The organism is Halopiger aswanensis (assembly GCF_003610195.1).
GTDB lineage: Archaea > Halobacteriota > Halobacteria > Halobacteriales > Natrialbaceae > Halopiger > Halopiger aswanensis.
Genome location: NZ_RAPO01000003.1, coordinates 617,222 through 636,819 on the forward strand (window position 1 = coordinate 617,222; position 19,598 = coordinate 636,819).

Consider the following 19,598-nt stretch of genomic DNA (forward strand, 5'->3'; position numbering starts at 1 on the left):
TAACTGCCATGATCGTTCCGGTATGGCATCCGAACGCTCGGGGCCGCTCGAGCGGTTCCGTCGGCCGGAGTATACGGGTACCAATCGGTGTCTCCCGTGTACCGCGGTCAACATCGCGCTCGCGGTCGCTCTCTCGGCTGCCGTCGCCGTCGCCTCCCTTCCAGCGGCGCCGATCGTCTTCGCGCTGTCGCTCGCTGCGATCTACTTCCGTGGCTATCTGGTGCCGGGGACGCCGACGCTGACGAAGCGGTACTTCCCGGACTGGCTGCTCGCAGCGTTCGACAAGGATCCGTCACCCGCCGGACCCTCGACGAATGCGGGCACGCAGGCAGCGGCGGGCCGGACCCGCGACCACGACGAGGACGATGCTGCGGCTGCTCCTTCGCCAACGTCGATCGACCCCGAACGCGTCTTCCTCGAGCACCGGATCGTCGTTCCCTGTACGGACGGCGAGGACCGGACCAACGCTGACCAGCCGACCGACGACGTCTGCCTGCCGGATCCGGTTCGCGGCGCCTGGCAAACCGAGATCGACGCACGACGCGACGGCGACCGTCGGCGACAGGTTGCGCGGTTCCTCGAGACCGATCCCGCGGCGGTGACGATCGACCGGCGCGACGATCGCGTGACCGTCCGGGTCGACGAACGGCTGGTCGGTCGCTGGGAGTCGGAACCGGCACTGCTTGCCGATCTCGCGGGGGCGCAGGTGCTCGCCGATCAGATCCCGGACTGGAACCGGCGGCCACTCGGCCACCGCAGCCAGTTGGCGAACGGTCTGCGGGCGTTTCTCGAGACCTGTCCGCGCTGTGGCGGCCCGGTTTCGCTCGGCACGGAGACCGTCGACTCGTGCTGTCGATCCCAGCAGGTGTACGCGCTCACCTGCGACGACTGCGCGGCGCGACTGCTCGAGGCGCCGCGGTAGGCGGTCCGAGAGGAGTTGCGGACAGGCGCGAGCGACCGCGATCGAAGCAACCCGTGAAGGGACCGAAGGAGTGTTTTGTGTGGGCACCCTGTAGACACACAATGAGTCAACAGAACCTCGAGTCGCTCGACGTCGGGGCTATCCGCGAGCAGTTTCCGATTCTGCAGCGCGAGTTCGACGGCCAGCAGGTCGTCTACCTCGACAACGCGGCGACGACCCAGACTCCCGATCAGGTCGTCGACGCGATGAGCGACTACTACCGCCAGACGAACGCCAACGTCCACCGGGGAATCCACCACCTCAGCCAGGAGGCCTCGATCGCCTACGAGGAGGCCCACGACCGCGTCGCGGACTTTATCAACGCCGACGGCCGCGAGGAGGTCATCTTCACGAAGAACACGACCGAGGGCGAGAACCTGATCGCGTACTCGTGGGGGCTGAACGAACTCGAGCCCGGCGACGAGGTCGTCCTCACGGAGATGGAACACCACGCCTCGCTCGTGACGTGGCAGCAGATCGGCGAGCGGACCGGCGCCGACGTCAAGTACATTCAGGTCGACGAGACCGGGCGCCTCGACATGGACCACGCCCGCGAGCTGATCACGGACGACACCGCCATCGTCTCGGCGGTCCACGTCTCGAACACGCTCGGGACCGTCAACCCCGTCTCGGAACTCACCGACCTCGCCCACGAGCACGGCGCCCTCTCGTTCATCGACGGCGCCCAGGCCGTCCCCAACCGTCCGGTCGACGTCAAGGAGATCGACGCCGACTTCTACGCCTTCTCCGGGCACAAGATGGCCGGCCCCACCGGTATCGGCGTCCTCTACGGGAAACAGGACCTGCTCGAGGCGATGGAGCCCTACCTCTACGGCGGCGGGATGATCCGGAAGGTCACCTTCGAGGACTCCACGTGGGGCGACCTGCCCTGGAAGTTCGAACCCGGCACGCCCCCCATCGCGGAAGCCGTCGGCCTCCACGAGGCGGTCGACTGGCTCGAGGAGATCGGCATGGAGCGCATTCAGGCCCACGAGGAGGAGATCGCGGCCTACGCCTACGAGCAACTCGCGGCCGAGGAGGACGTCGAGATCTACGGGCCCGAACCGGGACCCGACCGCGGCGGCCTCGTGAGCTTCAACCTCGAGGGCGTCCACGCCCACGACCTCGCCTCGATCATGAACGACCACACGGTTGCGGTCCGCGCGGGCGATCACTGTACCCAGCCGCTGCACGACAAACTCGGCGTTCCGGCCTCGACGCGTGCGTCGTTCTACGTCTATAACACGCGCGAGGAAGTCGACAAGCTCGTCGACGCGCTCGAGGACGCGCGGGAACTGTTCGCCTAACTGGCCTGTCGTCGGTTTCTGTCACCGCCGCCGCTTGTTTGTTGATCGGATCCCGGTCGTGTCGTCAACGTCCCTCACGTCAGAGCTAGACAAGTAACACAGTTGAATGTTACCGTGGCACACATTTATGATAGCCGATTCCATGATATGGAGGTATGGTAAGCCACCGGCGACAGGAGGCACAAGAGGCGATCCGACGATGGGACCGCGTTTTCGAGGCGCTGTCGGCCGCACCGCGGCGACACCTCGTCGACGAACTCGCAGCCGTACCCGACGGTGGCTCGGTTTCGCTGCCCGACGCAGCGGTACCGCCCGCCGGCGCGCAGTCGGAACCGGAGGAGTTGCGGATCGACCTCCACCACCGACACCTCCCGATGCTGGCCGACGCAGGGTATATCGAGTGGCAACGAGAACCGTTTCAGGCCGTCCGCGGGCCGCGGTTCGACGAGGTCGCGATCGTCATCGACGCGCTCTTCGAGAACGCGGGTGCCGTTCCCGAGCACCTACTACCGGCGTGTCCGACCCTCGAGCAAAAGTACGAACGCGAACAGTCCGAGTGCTAGACGTCGAGGGTGTCGCTTTTGTCGGTGCCGTCGCAACGAGCGTCCATGACGACGCTCGAGGCAGTTCGCGACCGCGCCCGGACGTACTTCGAGGATGCACCGCCGGCCCACGACTGGCACCACGTTCGGCGGGTCGGGGCGCTCGCCGAGACGTTGATCGATCGCCACCCCGACGGGGACGCCGTCGACGAGCGCGTCGTTACCCTCGCCGTCTTCCTCCACGATATCGGCCGGGAGCGCGAGGACCGCGGCGAGATCGACGACCACGCGACCTGGGGTGCGAGGGAGGCCGGCGACATCCTCGCGGACGTCGGCGTCGACGCGGAGACCGCCGAACGCGTCCAGCACTGCGTTCGCACCCACCGGTACTCGAACGCCCTCGAACCCGAGATGCTCGAGGCGAAACTCGTCTCGGACGCGGACAACTTAGACGCGCTCGGCGCGGTCGGGCTCGCTCGCGTGTTCGCCCACGGCGGTGCGGTCGGCTCGCCGATTCACGCCAGGCGCGCCAGTAATGGTGCTGACGAACGGGCCGCCGACGTAGAGCCGGCGGAGGCGCAGTACGACCACATTCACGAGAAGATCCTCGACCTTCCGGCGCGGATGTACACCGACCCCGGTCGGGAGCTCGCTGCGGACCGCGCAGCGTTCGTCCGCGAGTACGTACAGCGGTTCGACGCCGAAGTGGCGGGCGAGCAGTAGCGGGCCGAGGGTCGCTCGCGAGCAGTCGATACGTATCAAACAACAAGAAACCCGCGGAGGATTTTTCCCGATCCCGTCGGTACTAGGACGATGCCGAGGTGAGAACGTATGTACGAGAAACCCATCGGCAGTCCCCAACGGGATCCGTTCGACGCCCTGGTCGACGTTCTCGCCGCGGCCAGCCGGTACGACCTCCTGCTCGGGGCCGTTCCGGTTGCGTTCGCGGTTGCACTGGTCGTCGCGACCGTGACGAGCGTGTCACTGGTCGAAGCGATGCTCGTCGCGGCGATCATCGGCGTGCTCGTCATCGTCGATGGCTGCTATCGTAACCCCCCGATCGACCGAGACCAGGGGTCGACGTAGCGGTATCGACCACCAACCGCTTCCCAGCGCCGAGGACGTGCAACCGTTTTCCGATCCACTGGTTGCGATTTGCCCGGACGGACCGGTCTCCGATCAATGGAATCACCGGTCTTGACAAGTTATTTGCCCGCTCGCTCCATTTTTCGTCGTAATGTCGTCTGCGCTGAACGCACTCAGCGAGTCGAGCGGGGGCTCGCAGCAAGTGGGATGCTCCGTGGGGGGAGCCTGAGCGTGCACGGAATCATCTTAAAGGGGCTCAAGGATTTCGTCACCGAAGAGTACGACGAGGAGACCTGGACGGCACTCCACGAGGCCGCTGGGTTGCGAACGCGGCTGTACGTCCCCGTTACGGAGTACCCCGACGAGATCGTCCTCGAGTTGGTCGACGCGGCGACCGACCTGACCGGCCTCGAGGAGGAGGCGCTGCTGGCCGCGTTCGGTCGCTTCCTCGTGCCACACCTGCTCTCGACGTACGGCGTGCACGTCGACCGCGAGTGGACCGGCCTCGAGTTGATCGCCAACGTCGAAACGTACATCCACGAGGCGTTGCGCGCGAAGCAAACCGGCGAGTTCACGCCGCCGGAACTGCGAACGCGCCGCGTCGACGACCGCCGGGTCGCGCTCGCCTACGAGTCCGATCGCGGCCTCTGTGCGCTCGCCCGGGGGCTCCTCGAGGGGATCGCGGACTACTACGACGAACCGCTGCACATCGAACAGCGCCGCTGTATGCACGAGGGGGCGGACTGCTGTGTCTTCGTAGTGACGCGCCGACGAGCGGACGGCGCTTAGGCTGTTTGACGGCGACCGGATCCGAACCGGTCGTCCGTCCGGGGCGACGGACGCCGCCGACCGCCCCGGTCGGAACCCTTTTCGGTCGACCCACCGTACCTGTGTGTAACGATGGGACTGGGCTCCGATATGTACCGACAGCAGATCCTCGATCACTACAAGAACCCCCGCAACTACGGGGAACTCGAGGATCCCACGTTTACCCACGTCGGCGAGAACCCGATGTGTGGCGACGAGATTCGGATGGACGTCAAACTCGACGGCACCGTCGACGACGACGACGCGACCATCGAGCGGGTCGCGTTCTCCGGCGACGGCTGCGCGATCAGCCAGGCCTCCGCGAGCATGCTCTCGAAGGAACTCCAGGGGATGACCCTCGGCGAACTCCTCGAGATGGACCGCGACGACATCATCGACATGCTCGGCGTCGACATCTCCCCGATGCGCGTCAAGTGCGCGGTGCTGGCCGAGAAGGTCGCACAGGACGGCGCCGAGATCGAGCGCGGCGAACTCGAGGTCGACAAGACGACGACCGAAGACTAACGGAGTACCGCACCCGCTTCGCGACGCCCAGCGAGTTCCGAACCATCCGGCGACGATGACGATTCTTCTTCCCGCGCCGTCCTAACCGTGACCGACGACAGCGAGCAGCGGGTCGACCCGACTCACGAACTCGTCGTCAGGACCGCGGCGCTCGAGGGCGACGACCGCTCCCTCGCGATGGCCGCAATCGACGCTGCAGCAGTGTCGGCGGACCGCTGCCGACTCCGTCTCGACGATGAGACCTTCGCGGCCGAGTATCCGGCCCGAACGGCACGCCTCCGCGACGCGTTCGAGTGCGTTCGAACGGACGGGTCGCTCGCGACGTACCGGGCGTCCGCCACCGACGACGCGCTCGAGATCGTCCGCTCGCTGCTGACCGTCCCGTCCTGGCACGGCCACGTCGCGCTCGAAACCGTTCGGCTCGAGCGCGATGGAGTGCCGTTTCTCTACTACAATCCCGACCACCGCCGGTTCGACCTCGACGGCGACGCGGCACCCACCGCGATCGACGCGGTCGCGACCGCACTCGAGGAGGAACCGGCGGGCATCGTCTCGACCGAGCCCCGACAGTGGACCGCCGACGGCGCGTCGTTCGAACTCGTCGGTGGGAGTCTCTGCTACGAGACGGACGGACCGCTCGGGACCTCGAGTCGGGCGTGCTTCCGGTGTTCGCGATTGGCGGGGATCGACGTCGATGCAGATCGTCAGCGAATCTTCCTCGACTGGACCGACCCGCCGGACGCCCCGCGGCCGATCGCCGCGATCGGCAAGTTCCTCGAGGGGCTCGGCCCCGAGCGACCGACGACGATGCACGTCGATACTCGGGACGGACTCGAGACGGCACGCGAAGGACTCACGGATCTCCTCGAAGCGATCGAAGAATAAAATTCGACGACTCGCGCTGCGGTGACTCGAGCGGCGTCCTTCTCGTCGTTACTCGGGCTTCAGACCGCCGTCCTCGACGCGCATGACGGCCTCGCCGTCGGCGAGGTTCGGCGCGTCGACCAGCCGGACGATCCGCTTGTCGCCTTTCGACTTCCGGAGGTAGATACGGAAGGTGGACTTGTGGCCGAGGATGTTACCACCGATCGGCTGAGTCGGGTCGCCGAAGAACGAGTCGGGGTTCGACGCGACCTGGTTCGTGACGATGACGGCGGTGTTGTAGAGGTTGCCGACCTTGTCGAGGTCGTGCAGGTGCTTGTTGAGCTTCTGCTGTCGGTCCGCGAGTTCGCCACGACCGACGTACTCGGCGCGGAAGTGAGCCGTCAGGGAGTCGACCGCGAGCAGGCGGATCGGATACTCCGAGTCCTCGTACTCGCTTGCGAGTTCCTGGGCCTTCTCGGCCAGCAGCATCTGGTGGTTGGAGTTGAACGCCTTCGCGACGTGGATCTTCTCGAGGATGGCGTCGACGAGTTCGTCGAGCGCTTCTTCGTCGTCGGCCGAGCCTTCGATCTCGCGGTCCTCGAGGGTGGCCTCGATGACGTCGTCCGGGAGGCCCCGAACCATGTCGTCGATCCGCTCGGGGCGGAACGTGTCCTCGCTGTCGATGAACATCGCGCTGCCGTGGAGGCCGCCGACTTCCTTGGGAAGCTGGACGTTGACGGCCATCTGGTGGGTAACCTGGGACTTCCCGGAGCCGAACTCACCGTAGACTTCGGTGATCGACTGGGTCTCGATCCCGCCGCCGAGCAGGTCGTCGACCTCGTCGATATGCCAGCTCAGTTTGCCGATCTTGTTCCGTCGCTCGAGGACGGTCGAGCCGGTCTCGAAGCCGCCGACGTCGGCGGCGTCGCGGGCGGCGTTGACGATGTCCGCGGCGGTGGATTCGCCGACGTCGGCCGTGTTCGACAGTTCGGAGGGGGAAGCGACGGCGAGACTCTGGAAGGAGTCGAAGCCTGCATCCTGGAGTTTCTCTGCGGTTGCCGGTCCAACGCCGGGGAGCGTCTCGAGGTCTGCGTCGGGCATACTCCCTCGTTGTGCCCCACCCCCCATAAACCCTCGTTAACAGGAGAGTGAAAGTGAAAGTGGGGGAGGGCGGGAGGGTACTCGAAGAGATGACAGCAGGTTTACGTGGGAAGCCGAGCGCGACCGATACGTCTCGAGAACAGTGCGACGCAGCGGCGAAAGCGCAGATGGGGCGGCTTTCTCGTCGACACCAGTCAGGGCCGCGGCTCGCCGGGGGTCCACGTCAGGCAGGTAAGGGTTCCGTCGTCATCGCCGACGTACAGCCGCTCACGGCCGACTGCAGGCGCGTGCGAGACCCCGCCCTCGAGCGTGCGGTGCCAGAGGTGCGAACAGTCGTCGGCGACGTCGAGTCCGTAGACTGAGCCGGTCTCGTCGGCGACGCAGACGACGTCGCCGATGACTACGGGGCTCGCCCGAACCGGCCCGTCCAGCGGGACGCCTTGCTTCGAGAAGAGCCAGCCGCGAAGCTTGCGCCGGCCGAAGGTCGTGTCGGTGACGTGGAGGTAGCCGTCGGCGGCCCCGACGAACGTCGTCTCCGCGTCGGGCAGCACCGTCGGCGACGACGCGAACGGGTCGTCGATCTCGTAGGAGAACCACGGCTGGCCCGAGTCGGCGTCCATCGCGAGGAGCGTGCCGGACTCGTCGGCGACGTAGACGAGGTCGTCCGCGACCGTCGGCCCCGCGACTGCGGGTCCGTCCGCGGGCGTCGTCCAGGCTTCCTCGCCGGACTCGGCCTCGAGACAGATCACGGCCTCGCCCGCAGTGGCGACGTACACGCGCGGACCGGCCCACGCTCGGTCGTCGGCGATGGCCGGACAGCCGACGACTCGCGTTTTGGTCTCGTGAGTCCAGGCGGGTTCTCCCGTCTCGGCGACGAGCGCGGTGACGCCGGCCGCGTGCCCAACGTAGAGCCGGTCACCGCCCCCGGATAGCGCGATCGCGGTCGGCTCCGTGCCTTGCAGTTCCGTTCGCCACACCGGATCGCCGGTCGCGCGATCGACCGCGCGGACGGTACCGTCCGCGCTGGTGAACGCCACCCGGTCGCGCGTCGCAACTGGCGCTTCGTCGGTTGCAACCTGTGTTTCGACAGTCCAGCGTTGCCGGCCAGTCTCGCGGTCGACCGCGGTGAGCGCGCCGCGCTCGGTGCCCGCATAGACCGTCTCGTGATCCAGCACCGGCGGCCCGACCGGCGCGGCGAGGTCGACAGACCACGCCTCCTCGAGTCGGACTGGTCCCTCGAGATCGCGTCGAAGACCGCCGTTTTGCGGATCTCCCTTGAACTGATTCCACTCGGTCACTGCTGTCGGATACCGAGCCCACCCCCATAATTGGTGTGACCGTGTTCGACGAGCGAATGCGGACGGGAAGCCAGTATCGTCAGTGATACCGCTTCGCGTCGCTGTCGAGGGGTAGAAACGGCAGGAGAAGGGCAACTGTGTATGGCGCAGTTGTGATGATGTGGCGTCCTGCCGACACCCGTTCTCGGTGCGTCGAAGGGATAGCAGTGTTGCCAACAGAATTTGGCGCAGGCGGTCAGCGCGGGGGCAAGACTACCTACTCCCAGGGATGGGTCCCCCGCTCGCTGGGCCAGAGGGGATACCAGTACTCCTTCTCGCGTTCGATCTCGAGTTCGCCGTCCAGCGCCGACTCGAGTTTGAACTCCGCGCTCGAGTCCCGCTCGCGACCGGACCGGGGCGCGAAGGGGTAGTAGGCGCCGCGGCGGAACGAGTAGATCCAGTAGGCGGGGTCGCCGTTGCGGTCTTCGTAGCCGAAGACGGCCGCCAGCAGCCGCGAGCCGTAGCCGCGCTCGATGAACGTGTCCGCGGCGAAGTGCATGCTCGTAATGAGGTCCTCGGGATCGTCGTCCTCGAGGATCACCCAGTGGTAGCCGTGGTCGTCCTTCGAGACCGAGAACTCGGTGCCGGTCTCCTCCTGGCCGGCCTCGAGGATGGCGACGACCTCGTCGACGGTTTCGCTGAAGCTGTGCGAGTCGACGCCGGAGAAACAGAGGGCGCCGATATCGAGCGACTCGTACCCCAAGTCCGCTTCCATCGTCAGGTAGGCGGTGCTCATCCCGAACAGGTCGTCGGGGTCGGCGTCGCGCCGAGCGTCGGTTTCGGCGCGCAACCCGAGGGCGGCGCGGAGTCCGTCCAGCAGTCCCATACCCGGTCTAGGGACGGCGATCATTTAGTCTGTTAGTATCGCCGAAGCGACTGCTCGAGCGGCGCATCTCGGACCCTTTCTCGAGCCCGTCTTCGATCGGACCGAAAGCCAGAATTTCAGGTCAAACTGGGGGTAGCACGCCCGTTATAGTGCTCGAGCCCCTACGAGTGTTGAATAGCTCGTCGATCGATTCCGTCAGTTCACCCCTGATGCATCCATGAAAACAACAGCATCACCGAAAGCACCGCTTCCCGTTCCGACTCCCGACCACTTAGAGGAGCGCTCGCTGCGCGCCCGGATCGAACCGATGTCCGTGCTCGCGCTGGGCGACGGCCTTTACGAGGTCGAATCAGGCAGCGAGAGCACCTATCTCGTCGATCTCGGGGCGGGCCGCTGTACCTGTCCGGATCACGTCTTCCGCGACGCTCGCTGCAAGCACATCCGTCGCGTCGCGATCGAGATCACGGAGGGTCGCACCCCGCCGCCGGGTGAAATCGCCGTCGAGTGTCACGACTGCGGCGAGACGCTCTTCGTAGATGAGGACGCCACCGAACCGTGCTACTGCGACGACCACGAACTCCGGCCGGGCGATACGGCCCGCGACCGCGAAACGGGCGATCGACTCACCGTCGTCGACGTCTCCGACTACCGCGCCGACGCGGTCGAGATCGGGACGACCGGCGACACGGTCGCCGAGTACGCGACCAACGCAGACTACGAGCCCGACGTGCCCGTCGTCGGTGCGGTCTACCCCCACGCAAGCGTCAAACCCAACGGCGTCGTCCCCTCGTCGCTGAAGGTCTACGTCTTCCCGCGGACGCGCCTCGAGAAGGTCACCGCCGACTAAGCCCGCGACGCGTCCCCGGCCGCTCGGCCCGAACGAACGCTTTTCTCGCCGCCTGCCGTCCGTTCTCCTATGTCGACTCGAGACGGCGACGACGCGTCGGCCCGGAGCACGCGACTCGAGCGCTTCAAAGGCGCGTTCTGGGAACGCCACGCGAACCCGAAAAGCGGCTGGTCGCGGGTGCTGCTCGGCCTGTTCGTGCCGGTCGCGCTCTACCGACGGGACTGGCGCTTGCTCGGTGCGGTAGCGGCCGGCCTCGCGGTCAACCCGATCTTCTTCGCCAGACCGAATCCGGACACGGAGAGCTGGATGACCCGGGGCGTCCGGGCCGAACGGTGGTGGATCGACGGCGAGAACGGCACGGTCGGCCTCGACTGGCCGAACGTCCTCAACGCGGCGAACGTGCCGCTGTACGGCTACGCCCTGTACGCGGCGTACAAACGTCGCCCGATTCGTGCGGCCGTCACCTACGCCCTCTCGATGGCCTGCAAGTTCGCGTGGATCGAAGCGATCGCGCGGCGGTACGACCGCCGCGACGATGCGGTATAACGCCCTTCTTTCCCGCTATTCGAGCGCCTCGGCCGCCTCCTCGACGTCTATCACGCCCTGCTTGACGGCGTTGAGTACGCGAAGCACGTCCTCGTCCGGGCCGTCGTCCTCGTCGTCGCCGACCTCCTCGAGGGTGACCTTCTCGGACTCCCCGACGAACTCGGCGAAGTCGGTGCCGTCGGCGACGGCCGTCTCCTTCTTGACGCGGTAGTTGCCGCCGTCGGTGACGTAGAGGTCGCCGGGGTGGAAGAAGTACCAGTCCTCGCGGTCGAAGCGGACGCCGATGCGGGGTTTCGCGCCGAAATTTTGCGCGAAGTAGATCAGCGCTTCCACTTCTTCGCCGGTGAGGTAGATGGGGTCGCCGGAGCTCGATTTCGCCTCGATCGCGTAGAACTGCTCGCCGTCGCCGGCGAGCACGTCGGGGAGTTCGCGTTCGGTCGCCGAACCGCTCGCGGGGGCGCGCATCACCGCGAAGCCGGCCTCGTCGAGTTCGTTGACGAGTTCGCGTTCGCGACGGTCACCCTTCGCCTGGGACATACGGGCCTCTCTTCCGCGGGCGATAATAAAGGACCGGACGCCGTCGGATGGCGCGGTGAAAGTGGTCGCCGCCGTCACAGTCGACGACTATAGCGGCAACGCTGGAACGACCTCGAGCGCCGCAGCGGCCGCCTCGCCCGTCGGTGCCGCCTCCTCGAGCTCGTACTCGAGGGCGATGTAGAACAGGGCGAACTGGATGCCGTTGAACGTGGCGTGGGCGGCGATCGGGACGAGGAGGTTCTCGCTTTTCGCGTAGAGGTAGCCGAAGATGAGCGCGCCGCCGAAGACGGTCACGATCGGGACCGTGGTTGCCAGCAGCGAGTCGGAACTGACGGCGTAGGAGGCGAAGTGGATGAGCGCGAAGATCGCGCTGGCGATGACGATCGCCTGCGTCCGACTGAACGCATCGTAGAGGCGCTTCTGGACGATGTTCCGGAAGAGGAACTCCTCGGCCGGCGCGTTGAAGAAGAAGACGATGCCGATCATGATCAGGACCATCGTCTGATCGTCCTCGATGTACCGCATCACCTCGTTCTCCGCGGACGGCAGCGACAGGACGGTAACGACGATGTTGACGAGGATGTAGAACGCGATCATGCTGGCGATCCCCGCGCCGACGTACATCCAGCCCCGTTTCGAGGGCATGCGGAGGTCGACGTACGACCAGCCGCGGTCGGTAACGACCAGATAGATGGCCCCGGCCAGGAACATCCCGACGAAGTTCAGCGTCAGAAGCGCCGTGCGGCCGGCGATCGACGCCTCCGCCGGCCCCTCGATCAGCGCCGGATCGAGCAAGAATGCGGGCAGCGTCGTGACGTTCGGCGCGACGAGGACGCCGAAGATCGTCAGGCCGATGGCGACGAGCGTCGACCGCAGCGGCGCGTCGTCGCGACGGTCGCGAGCGGGTGTTTCCATGGATCCGGCTACGGCCGGGCGGTCCTTGGGTGTTCCTTTCCGGTCTCGAGGAGGCGAAACCCGCTTCGTGTTATGTCTCGTCGCCGAACGGCCGCGCCTCGGTCTCGAACAACTGCGAGAGGAGCCGCTGCTGAGCCAGCCGGAGGTGGCGGTTGACCGTCGGCTGGGTTACGTCCAGCAACGCGGCGACTTCTTCGCCGGTGCTCTCGCGGGGCCACTCGAAGAAGCCCGCGAAGTAGGCCGTCCGGAGCACCTCGAGCTGTCGCTCCGTGAGCGGCTCGAGTAGCGACGCGACCAGTTCCCGACGGGTATGGGTGTCGCGCTGGACGTGGCGCTGCGATCGGAGGTCGACGCTCGGATACCGATCGGCGAGCATCTCGACGAACTCGCGGACGTCGGTGCCGGGCGGCACGTCGGCCGTGACGACGGTGCGGTCGCCGTCGGCTTCGATCGAACGCGGGCTGGCCCCGTGGCGAACGAGGCGCGAGGCGAGCACGTCGCCGGCGGCGGTCGCTTCGACGAGCCAGCCGTCGTCCGTCTCGGTGATCACGCGGTAGTCGGTGACGGCGACGAGGTCCTCGAGGACGTCGCGGACGACGGACGCGGCGTCTTCCGTGTCACCGTTCTCGGCGGCGTCATCGTCGTCAATACCTGGCCTCTCGACCGTGAAGAACAACAGCGCCTCCTCCTCGGAACTGGTGCTTAGCCCCTCGTACGTGACCCCCGCGTCGGCGCCCTCGGCGATCCGGGACAGCACGTCGTCCGCGTCCGCGAACTCGAGCGTGAGTTCGACGACCGACTCGGCGTGGAGCGCCTCCCTGGTCTGGACCGCGTTGATCGCGTTCGCGATTCCCTCGCCGAGCTCTTCGAACACCGTCCGCTCGAGATCCGTGAACGCGTCGGGCTCGTCGGCGTAGACGGCCAGCACGCCGTAGCCGTACTCCTCGAACTCGAGCGGGACGGCGATAGCCGACTGCAGTCCTTCGTTGAGTGCGGTCGTTCGCCACGCCCCCTCCTGCAGGTCGTCGACGACGTTTTCGACAACCGTCGGCGTCTCGGTGCGGGCGGTTCGGACGGCCGGCTCCGTTCCCGACGACAACTCGAGCGAGACCGCGTCCAGGTACTCGGGGCTGGTCCCGGCCCAGCTTCTGGGCTCGAGCGTCGTCTCGCCGGGATCGGTGGCGCCGATCCACGCGAACGCGATGTCGTCGGCTTCGACCAGCCGTTCGGGGACGGTGCGTTCGATCTCGGCGCGGCTCTCGGCGCCGATCAGCGACCGGTCGATCCGTCGAATGAGGTCGGTGATCGCGATCTGGCGCCTGAGCCGCCGGTTTCGTGCCTCGAGTTCCGCGTCGCGCTCCCGCAGGCTCGCCTCGCTCTCGAGGCGGTCGAAGGCCGCTTCGACGGTCGCGACGAGCGTTTCGAACAGCCGTCTGGTTTCGTCGTCGATCGCCGCCGGCGGCGCCAGCAGGACGAACACGCCGTGCTCGCCCAGCGGCACGAGCAACCCGCTCGAGGCGTCGTCGCCGAACAGCGGCGTTCCGTCTGCGCTGCTGCCGGCGTCGACGACCGTCTGGGTGCCGGTCACGTAGGTGTTCCAGAGCAGGGAGTCGCCGCCGACGGCGACCGACGGCGCGCCGCCGGTTCGGTCGGCGAAGTGACCGGCCGACGCGACCGGTTCGAACCGGTTCGTTTCGGAATCGAGCAGGTAGACGCCGGCGCTGGCCGCGTCGAGCAACTCGGTCGCCGTCTCCGCGGCCAGTTCGGCGACCGCCGGTTCCGTCGTCGCGTTGAGCAGCCGCCGCGCGGTCTCCGTAAGTGACTCCAGGGTCCGCTCGCGCTCCTTCTGGGCGGTGATATCCTGTAGCGCCCCGCGGTAGGCGACGAGGTCGCCGTTCTCGTGGATCGGTTCGCCGATCGCTCGCACCCACTTGTTTTCGCCCGCGTCGGTTCGGATCCGCGCCTCGAGCTCGTACGCCGTCTCGGTCTCGAGCGCCCGCTCGAGTTCCTCGCGGACGAGCGGTCGGTCCTCGGGGTGGTAGCACGCGAGCGCCGTCTCGAAATCCGGGTCGACGTCGCGGGGCAAATCGTGGAGCCGGTACAGTTCGTCGGACCAGATCGCGAGTTGGGGTTCGTCGGTGACGTCGAGTTCCCAGCCGCCGATGTTGGCCATTCGCTGGACCCGCTCGAGCAGGTGCGTCATCCGCTCGAGTTCCCGTTCGTACTCGATACGCTCGGTGACGTCGTTGAGGATACCGATCATGCGCCGCCCGCCCATCTCGCTGACGAGCCGACCGCGGGCACCGATCCAGACCCAGTCGCCGTCCTCGTGTTGCATCCGGAACTCGATCCGGTACAGTTCGCGCTCCTCGACGGCCGTATCGAGCGCCCCCTCCACGCGATCGACGTCGTCGGGGTGGACGCGTCGCTTGAACGCCTCGTAGGTGCCGCCGAACTCCCCCGGCTCGAGCCCGACCAGCCGCTCGAGCGTCGCGCTCCACTCGATCTCGTCGGTGTCGACGTTCCACTCCCAGAGTCCGGTGTTGGTCCCCTCTAGCGCCAGTTCGAGTCGCCGCTTCGTCTCCCGGAGGTCCTGTTCGCGCCGCTTGCGCTCGGTGATGTCGCGGCAGATCCCCAGGAAGCGGTTTTCGGACTCCAGATCGAGTCGTATGAGGTGGACTTCGATCGGGAACGTCGATCCGTCGCGGCGGCGGAACCGCCCCTCGAACTTCCGGCGCTCGCCGACCGCCATCTCCTCGAGCACCGCGCGGACGCCGTCCGCGTCGAACAACTCGTCGTGTTCCCAGATTTTCGTTCCGAGCAGGTCGCCTTCGTCGTACCCCAGTTCGTCACTGAAGCGGCGGTTCGACTCGACGATCGTCCCCGCTGCATCGAGGACGTTGATGATGTCCGGGGAGTCCTCGAACAGCGCCTCGAGTCGCGCCGTCGTCGTCTCCAGTCGTCGCTCGCGCTCCTTGCGGTCGGTGATGTCCTCGAGAGCGCCCATGGTGCCGACGATCTCGCCCTCCGCGTTGTGGATCGGCGCGGCCGAGAAGCTCACGTCGATCACCGTCCCGTCCTTCCGGCGCCGTTTCGTCTCGAGTCCGGCGACCGTCTCGCCCTCGAGCACGCGCTCGAAGAGCGGCCGGTGATCGGTGCGGTCGTCGGGGACGATCGGCAGGGATCCGTCCCGGACTTCCGACTCGCTCCACCCGAAGATGCGCTCGGCCGCGGGGTTCCAGAGCGTCACGTTCTCCTCGCGGTCGAGCGCGATCAGCGCCGCCGGTGACGCCTCGATGATCGCGTTGAGCCGTTCGTTGGTTTCTCGAAGCTCTCGCTCGCGTTCCTTGCGCTCGGTAATCTCCTGGATCGAGCCGCGGACGCCGACGATTTCGGCCTCGGCCTCGGAGTCGGCCGGGGCGCCGTCGTCGTAGATCGGCTCGCCGATCGTCCGAACCCACTGTTGCTCGTCCGCCGCCGTTCGCATCCGCAACTCGAGTTCGTACGGCTCTCCCCGCTCGAGGGCTCGGTCGAGCGCCTCGCGGATCCGCGGCCGATCGTCCGGGTGGTAGTACGTGAGCGCGTCCTCGAGATCGATGTCGCGATCGCCGCCGTTCGGGTCGAATCCGTGGATACGGCCCGTCTCGTGGGTCCACTGGACCGCGGGCGACTCGCCGCGGGCGTCCAGTTCCCAGGCGCCGACGCTCGTCAGTCGCTGGGCCTGCTCGAGGAGTTGTGCGGTCCGCTCGAGGTCGCGCTCGTAGCGCTTGCGCTCGGAGATATCCCGGGCGATGCCGACCTCGATCGGGTTTCCGTCCGGGTCCTCGATCACGGACGCGACGAACTCGTGGGGAATGCGCTCGCCGTCTTTGGTCGTCAACGGCGCCTCGACGCGAGTTTTGCCCGTCTCGAAGGTCTCCGAGACTGACGCGTCGATCGTCGCCAATGCATCCTCGTCGAAGTACAGCCGTTCGTCCCCCGCCGCGATCTCGGCGTGAGAGTAGCCGGTCACGTCGGCGAGCGCGTCGTTCCAGCGCCGGAGCGTCCCGTCCGCGTCGACGACGTAAAAGATGTCGTCCAGCGCGTCGAGCAGGTCGTCGGTGAACGCGCGCTGGCGCTCGAGTTCGCGTTCGTAGGCCCGCCGGTCCAGTTCGTGGCTCACCCACCGCGTCATGAGATCGACGAACGTCCGCTCCGGCCCCGTAAACGGCTCAGTGTGCGGCTCACGATCGACGAAGCAGAGGGTGCCGTACGGGTCGCCGTCGACCTCGACCCGCCCGCCGAGGTAACAGCCGATGCCCAGCTCCGCGTAAGCCGGATCGTCCTCGTACCCCTCCGCTGGCGCGTTGTAGATCTCGAGGAGGTCGTCGGAATCGATCGTGTGCCGACAGTACATCGTCGACAGATCGCTCTCCTCGGCTTCCTGCACGAGGTCGCTCCCGCGGGCGAACTGCACCGTATACCGGTCGCGCTCGGGATCGATGCGGGAGACGAACCCCGCCTCGACGTCCAGGCGCTCGCAGCCGAGCTCGAGCACGCGTCGGATCTTCTCGTCGCCGCTCGCGGCCGAGTCCGACGTGATCCGGTACAGTTCCGTTCGGTAGCGTTCGCTCTCGGCGAGGTGCCGTTCGCGCCGTTCGACCGCGCTCGTTAGGTCGTCGACGGCCGCCGCGAGGCGCTCGACCTCGTCGTTTCGGTCGTGGGAGCCCCGATCCTGTGGTTCGGGTTCGGATGCGGATGCGGATTCGGATCCGGGGTCGGAGTCCGATTCGGACTCGGGCTCAGACTCCGGTTCCCCCTCGAGACCGAGTTCGGGCCCGGCCGGGACCTCCGTGACCGGATCGGTACCGCGGTCGGTGATGTCGAGTCGGTCGACGTACGCTTCGACCTCGTTCGCGAGTCGCTCGACGGTCGTTCGGTCCGATTCGTCTCGAGCGGCCAGTCCCAGGACGCCGGGCACGGGGAGCAGTTCGACCCCGGCGCCGTGGCCGGTGCCTGCGGCGACCAGTCCGAGTACGCCCGCGACGATGGCGATCACGCGGTAGATCTCCCGCCGCTCGAGATCGTCCGCGCGAGGCCGAGCCTCGGTCATGGGGGCAATACGTGGTGACCGGGAATTATACGTTCGCCCGTTCACGGAACCATACACGTCTCGAACTGACGGTCTCGATTTCGTGACCGAACGTCAGCGTCGAGCGACGGCCTGAACCGTCCGGTCTACCGGCCTTCTATACACGTAGTGTCTCGTCACCGCCCGAGGTAACGTGTATAACGGTCAGGGAGATGGCCGTCGCACGCCTCCGGACGACTATGCCCGAATCCACGCTCGACGTCACGCACGATTCGCCCAGTCTCCGGATCATCGACGCCCTCGCAGACGCAACCGACACCGATCCGCTCGAGCTCGGCCCGCTCTACGACGTCGTCGATCCCGAAGCGCTGGACCGGTTCCTCGAGGCCGATCCGACCGGCGAAGCCACCGTGGCGTTCGGCTACGACGGCCACAGCGTCGAAGTTCGAAGCGACGGCGCCATCGCCATCGACGGGACGATCTACGATGAGTGCGCGTAAGCGACGGCGCTCGACCGCCTGCGCCGCGAGCGATAAGCACGGTCGTAGCGAGACCCGATTCCATTTCTACCCCTGACAGCGAGACGCCGGATCCAAACCGACAGCCCATAGCCCATGCAAGAGTTCTCGACGGCCGCTCTCGGCCCCGATCTGCAGACGCGACACGCCGACATCACGGTCCTCGTCGCGACGCATCGCTCGTCGCTCGAGCGAGCAGCGGCCCGACTCGAAGCGGCGCTGTGCGACGTCTACGATAGCGACGCCGACGTCGACGTCGACCTCCGGACGCTCCCGTCGTTCTCCGCGCCGGAGTCGACGCCGACGCTGCTCGAGCGACTGGCCGACGCGGACTGTCTCGTCCTCGAGCAGGCCGCGTCCGAGTCGTCGGCCGCAGACGCAGACGTCGCCGCCGTTCTCGAGGCGGTCCGACGCCGATATCCGTCGCGTCCGGCGATCGTCGTCTCGGACGCGCCGCCGGACGACGGCTCGACGCCCGTCACCGATGCCGTCCGATCGTACCGGTTCATCGACCACGTTCGAACGGCGGACCTCGTCACGACCGATGCCGTCGCCGACGACCCACGGTGCGACCGCGCCTACGAGCGACTGGCCCGTCGCGTTCGCTCGGCCATCGCCCGCCGCCGACTCGACGGCCTGTCGACGCGGTTGCTCGCCGGGATTCAGCTCTCCCAGGACGCGATCGCCGTCGCCGGTCCCGACGGCCGACTCGAGGCCGCGAACTGCTGGTTCGCGGCGCAGTTCGGCTACGAACACGAGACGCTGTGCGGGCGCTCCTGGACGGACTTTTTCACCGCCGAGGCCGTCGCGCACCTCGAGGCGACCGCGATCCCGACCGCGGCCGACGGGTGGCGCTGGACCGGCACCTGCACCGGTCGCCGCCGGTCCGGCGAACCGATTCCGGTCCGGGTTCGGCTCGCCGGCCTCGAGGACGGCAGTCTCGTCTTCGTCGTCGAATCCGCTGTCGACGAGGACGATGGCGAGAGTGCTGACGGCGAGGAGTCCGTGCTCGACGGCGAACCCTAACGTCGTCAGAAGAGGCCGATCTGAACCGCGAGGACGGCCAGCAATCCGAGGCCAGCGAGTCCCGCCAGCCACGGCAGCCACCGCTCGCGCCGCGACCGGAGGCGCACCGTCCGTACCTTCTTGATTTGCTTGATCCCGCCCTCGGAGCGGCACGTGAAAATGATCGGCAGCGAGTACGACCCCGTCGGGGCGGCCGCTCGCGTGTTGATCTCGAGGATGTACGACGGTCCGCCGTCCTCGGTCCCGTCGAGGGGTTTGCGCTCGAGGGCGTACTCGCCCGAGTCCCCGCGGTCGAGGGTCGTCGCGTGGACGAACGGTTCCGACTCCGCCGCCTCGGCGGTCGCGCCGTCCGGGTTCGCGTCGCTCGCACCGCCATCGGTCGGGGCCGGCGCCAGTCCGCTCGCGCTCCGACGCACCGTTCCGGGATCCTCGAGATCGATCAGTTCGTCGCGCTCGCCGTCGTAAAACACGCTGAGTTCGGTTTCGTCGACTCGCTCGAGTCCGGAGACGAAGATCCCCAGTTCGATCCGGTCGCCCGGCGAGAGCCGCGGGCGTTTGAGAAATACATCGAAGTCGTTCTCCGCGACCCGTCCCGCCCCCGCCACGGAGACGCCGACCTCGAGGTGGCCGTCGGCGTCGATCGACGACCGCTCGAGCAGCGGCGAGATCGGATACTCTCCCTTCGACTCCTCGCCGTCGGCCGGTTTCCCCCTCGATCCCATCGATTGCCTGTACTATCTCGGAGGCTCGGTTTGAGCGCTTCGGCCGATTCGGCCGGTGCA

The 19,598-nt window shown here is 67.1% G+C and carries 19 protein-coding genes; 12 read left to right on the forward strand and 7 right to left on the reverse strand.

Features of this window, described 5'->3' with window-relative positions:
• Positions 1-22: 22 nt before the first annotated feature.
• The 8 genes from ATJ93_RS17020 to ATJ93_RS17055 all read left to right on the forward strand — a co-directional run bounded on the left by ATJ93_RS17020 (position 23) and on the right by ATJ93_RS17055 (position 6,113).
• A complete protein-coding gene (locus ATJ93_RS17020; protein WP_120245845.1) occupies positions 23-922 on the forward strand; it encodes a hypothetical protein in 900 nt (299 codons plus the stop codon).
• 101 nt (positions 923-1,023) lie between these two features.
• Positions 1,024-2,268 carry an aminotransferase class V-fold PLP-dependent enzyme gene (locus ATJ93_RS17025; protein WP_120245846.1) on the forward strand — a complete coding sequence of 415 codons (1,245 nt, stop codon included), beginning with the start codon at positions 1,024-1,026 and terminating at the stop codon, positions 2,266-2,268.
• Positions 2,269-2,423: 155 nt separating this feature from the next.
• Positions 2,424-2,831, forward strand: coding sequence for a hypothetical protein (locus ATJ93_RS17030; protein ID WP_120245847.1), 408 nt, complete (start codon positions 2,424-2,426; stop codon positions 2,829-2,831).
• Between the two features lie 45 nt (positions 2,832-2,876).
• On the forward strand, positions 2,877-3,533 hold the full coding sequence (locus tag ATJ93_RS17035) for an HD domain-containing protein (RefSeq protein WP_120245848.1): 657 nt from the start codon (positions 2,877-2,879) through the stop codon (positions 3,531-3,533).
• A gap of 108 nt (positions 3,534-3,641) precedes the next feature.
• The gene (locus ATJ93_RS17040) at positions 3,642-3,896 is read left to right on the forward strand and encodes a hypothetical protein (RefSeq protein WP_120245849.1); all 255 of its coding nucleotides are present in this window, start codon (positions 3,642-3,644) and stop codon (positions 3,894-3,896) included.
• A gap of 231 nt (positions 3,897-4,127) precedes the next feature.
• Positions 4,128-4,685, forward strand: a complete 558-nt coding sequence (locus ATJ93_RS17045) for a heme NO-binding domain-containing protein (RefSeq protein WP_170155599.1) — start codon at positions 4,128-4,130, stop codon at positions 4,683-4,685.
• A gap of 111 nt (positions 4,686-4,796) precedes the next feature.
• Positions 4,797-5,228: an iron-sulfur cluster assembly scaffold protein gene (locus ATJ93_RS17050; protein ID WP_120245851.1), complete on the forward strand. Its 432-nt coding sequence runs from the start codon at positions 4,797-4,799 to the stop codon at positions 5,226-5,228.
• A gap of 87 nt (positions 5,229-5,315) precedes the next feature.
• Positions 5,316-6,113, forward strand: a complete 798-nt coding sequence (locus ATJ93_RS17055) for a hypothetical protein (protein ID WP_120245852.1) — start codon at positions 5,316-5,318, stop codon at positions 6,111-6,113.
• Positions 6,114-6,161: 48 nt separating this feature from the next.
• On the opposite strand, the gene radA is transcribed toward ATJ93_RS17055, so the two are convergent.
• The 3 genes from radA to pspAB all read right to left on the reverse strand — a co-directional run bounded on the left by radA (position 6,162) and on the right by pspAB (position 9,356).
• Positions 6,162-7,193: a DNA repair and recombination protein RadA gene (gene radA, locus ATJ93_RS17060; protein ID WP_120245853.1), complete on the reverse strand. Its 1,032-nt coding sequence runs from the start codon at positions 7,191-7,193 to the stop codon at positions 6,162-6,164.
• Between the two features lie 194 nt (positions 7,194-7,387).
• Complete coding sequence (locus ATJ93_RS17065; protein ID WP_120245854.1) at positions 7,388-8,491, reverse strand: outer membrane protein assembly factor BamB family protein; 1,104 nt, start codon at positions 8,489-8,491, stop codon at positions 7,388-7,390.
• A gap of 256 nt (positions 8,492-8,747) precedes the next feature.
• A complete protein-coding gene (gene pspAB / locus ATJ93_RS17070) occupies positions 8,748-9,356 on the reverse strand; it encodes a PspA-associated protein PspAB (protein ID WP_120245855.1) in 609 nt (202 codons plus the stop codon).
• A gap of 217 nt (positions 9,357-9,573) precedes the next feature.
• Here pspAB and ATJ93_RS17075 point away from each other — a divergent pair, with 217 nt between their 5' ends.
• Both ATJ93_RS17075 and ATJ93_RS17080 read left to right on the forward strand, forming a co-directional pair.
• Positions 9,574-10,203, forward strand: a complete 630-nt coding sequence (locus tag ATJ93_RS17075) for an SWIM zinc finger family protein (RefSeq protein WP_120245856.1) — start codon at positions 9,574-9,576, stop codon at positions 10,201-10,203.
• 69 nt (positions 10,204-10,272) lie between these two features.
• The gene (locus tag ATJ93_RS17080) at positions 10,273-10,749 is read left to right on the forward strand and encodes a DUF6653 family protein (protein WP_120245857.1); all 477 of its coding nucleotides are present in this window, start codon (positions 10,273-10,275) and stop codon (positions 10,747-10,749) included.
• Positions 10,750-10,764: 15 nt separating this feature from the next.
• On the opposite strand, the gene hjc is transcribed toward ATJ93_RS17080, so the two are convergent.
• The 3 genes from hjc to ATJ93_RS17095 all read right to left on the reverse strand — a co-directional run bounded on the left by hjc (position 10,765) and on the right by ATJ93_RS17095 (position 17,293).
• Complete coding sequence (gene hjc, locus ATJ93_RS17085) at positions 10,765-11,286, reverse strand: Holliday junction resolvase Hjc (RefSeq protein ID WP_120245858.1); 522 nt, start codon at positions 11,284-11,286, stop codon at positions 10,765-10,767.
• 87 nt (positions 11,287-11,373) lie between these two features.
• A complete protein-coding gene (locus tag ATJ93_RS17090) occupies positions 11,374-12,201 on the reverse strand; it encodes a CPBP family intramembrane glutamic endopeptidase (protein ID WP_120245859.1) in 828 nt (275 codons plus the stop codon).
• 70 nt (positions 12,202-12,271) lie between these two features.
• Positions 12,272-17,293 carry a PAS domain S-box protein gene (locus tag ATJ93_RS17095; RefSeq protein WP_120245860.1) on the reverse strand — a complete coding sequence of 1,674 codons (5,022 nt, stop codon included), beginning with the start codon at positions 17,291-17,293 and terminating at the stop codon, positions 12,272-12,274.
• Positions 17,294-17,511: 218 nt separating this feature from the next.
• Here ATJ93_RS17095 and ATJ93_RS17100 point away from each other — a divergent pair, with 218 nt between their 5' ends.
• Together ATJ93_RS17100 and ATJ93_RS17105 are read left to right on the forward strand one after the other, a co-directional pair.
• Positions 17,512-17,772 (forward strand): HalOD1 output domain-containing protein, encoded by a 261-nt coding sequence (locus ATJ93_RS17100; protein WP_120246043.1) that lies wholly within the window; start codon positions 17,512-17,514, stop codon positions 17,770-17,772.
• A 114-nt stretch (positions 17,773-17,886) separates the two neighbouring features.
• The gene (locus ATJ93_RS17105; protein ID WP_120245861.1) at positions 17,887-18,816 is read left to right on the forward strand and encodes a PAS domain-containing protein; all 930 of its coding nucleotides are present in this window, start codon (positions 17,887-17,889) and stop codon (positions 18,814-18,816) included.
• A 5-nt stretch (positions 18,817-18,821) separates the two neighbouring features.
• Here the strand turns inward: ATJ93_RS17105 and ATJ93_RS17110 are convergent, their stop codons facing one another.
• Positions 18,822-19,538 (reverse strand): hypothetical protein, encoded by a 717-nt coding sequence (locus ATJ93_RS17110; protein ID WP_120245862.1) that lies wholly within the window; start codon positions 19,536-19,538, stop codon positions 18,822-18,824.
• Between the last annotated feature and the right edge of the window lie 60 nt (positions 19,539-19,598).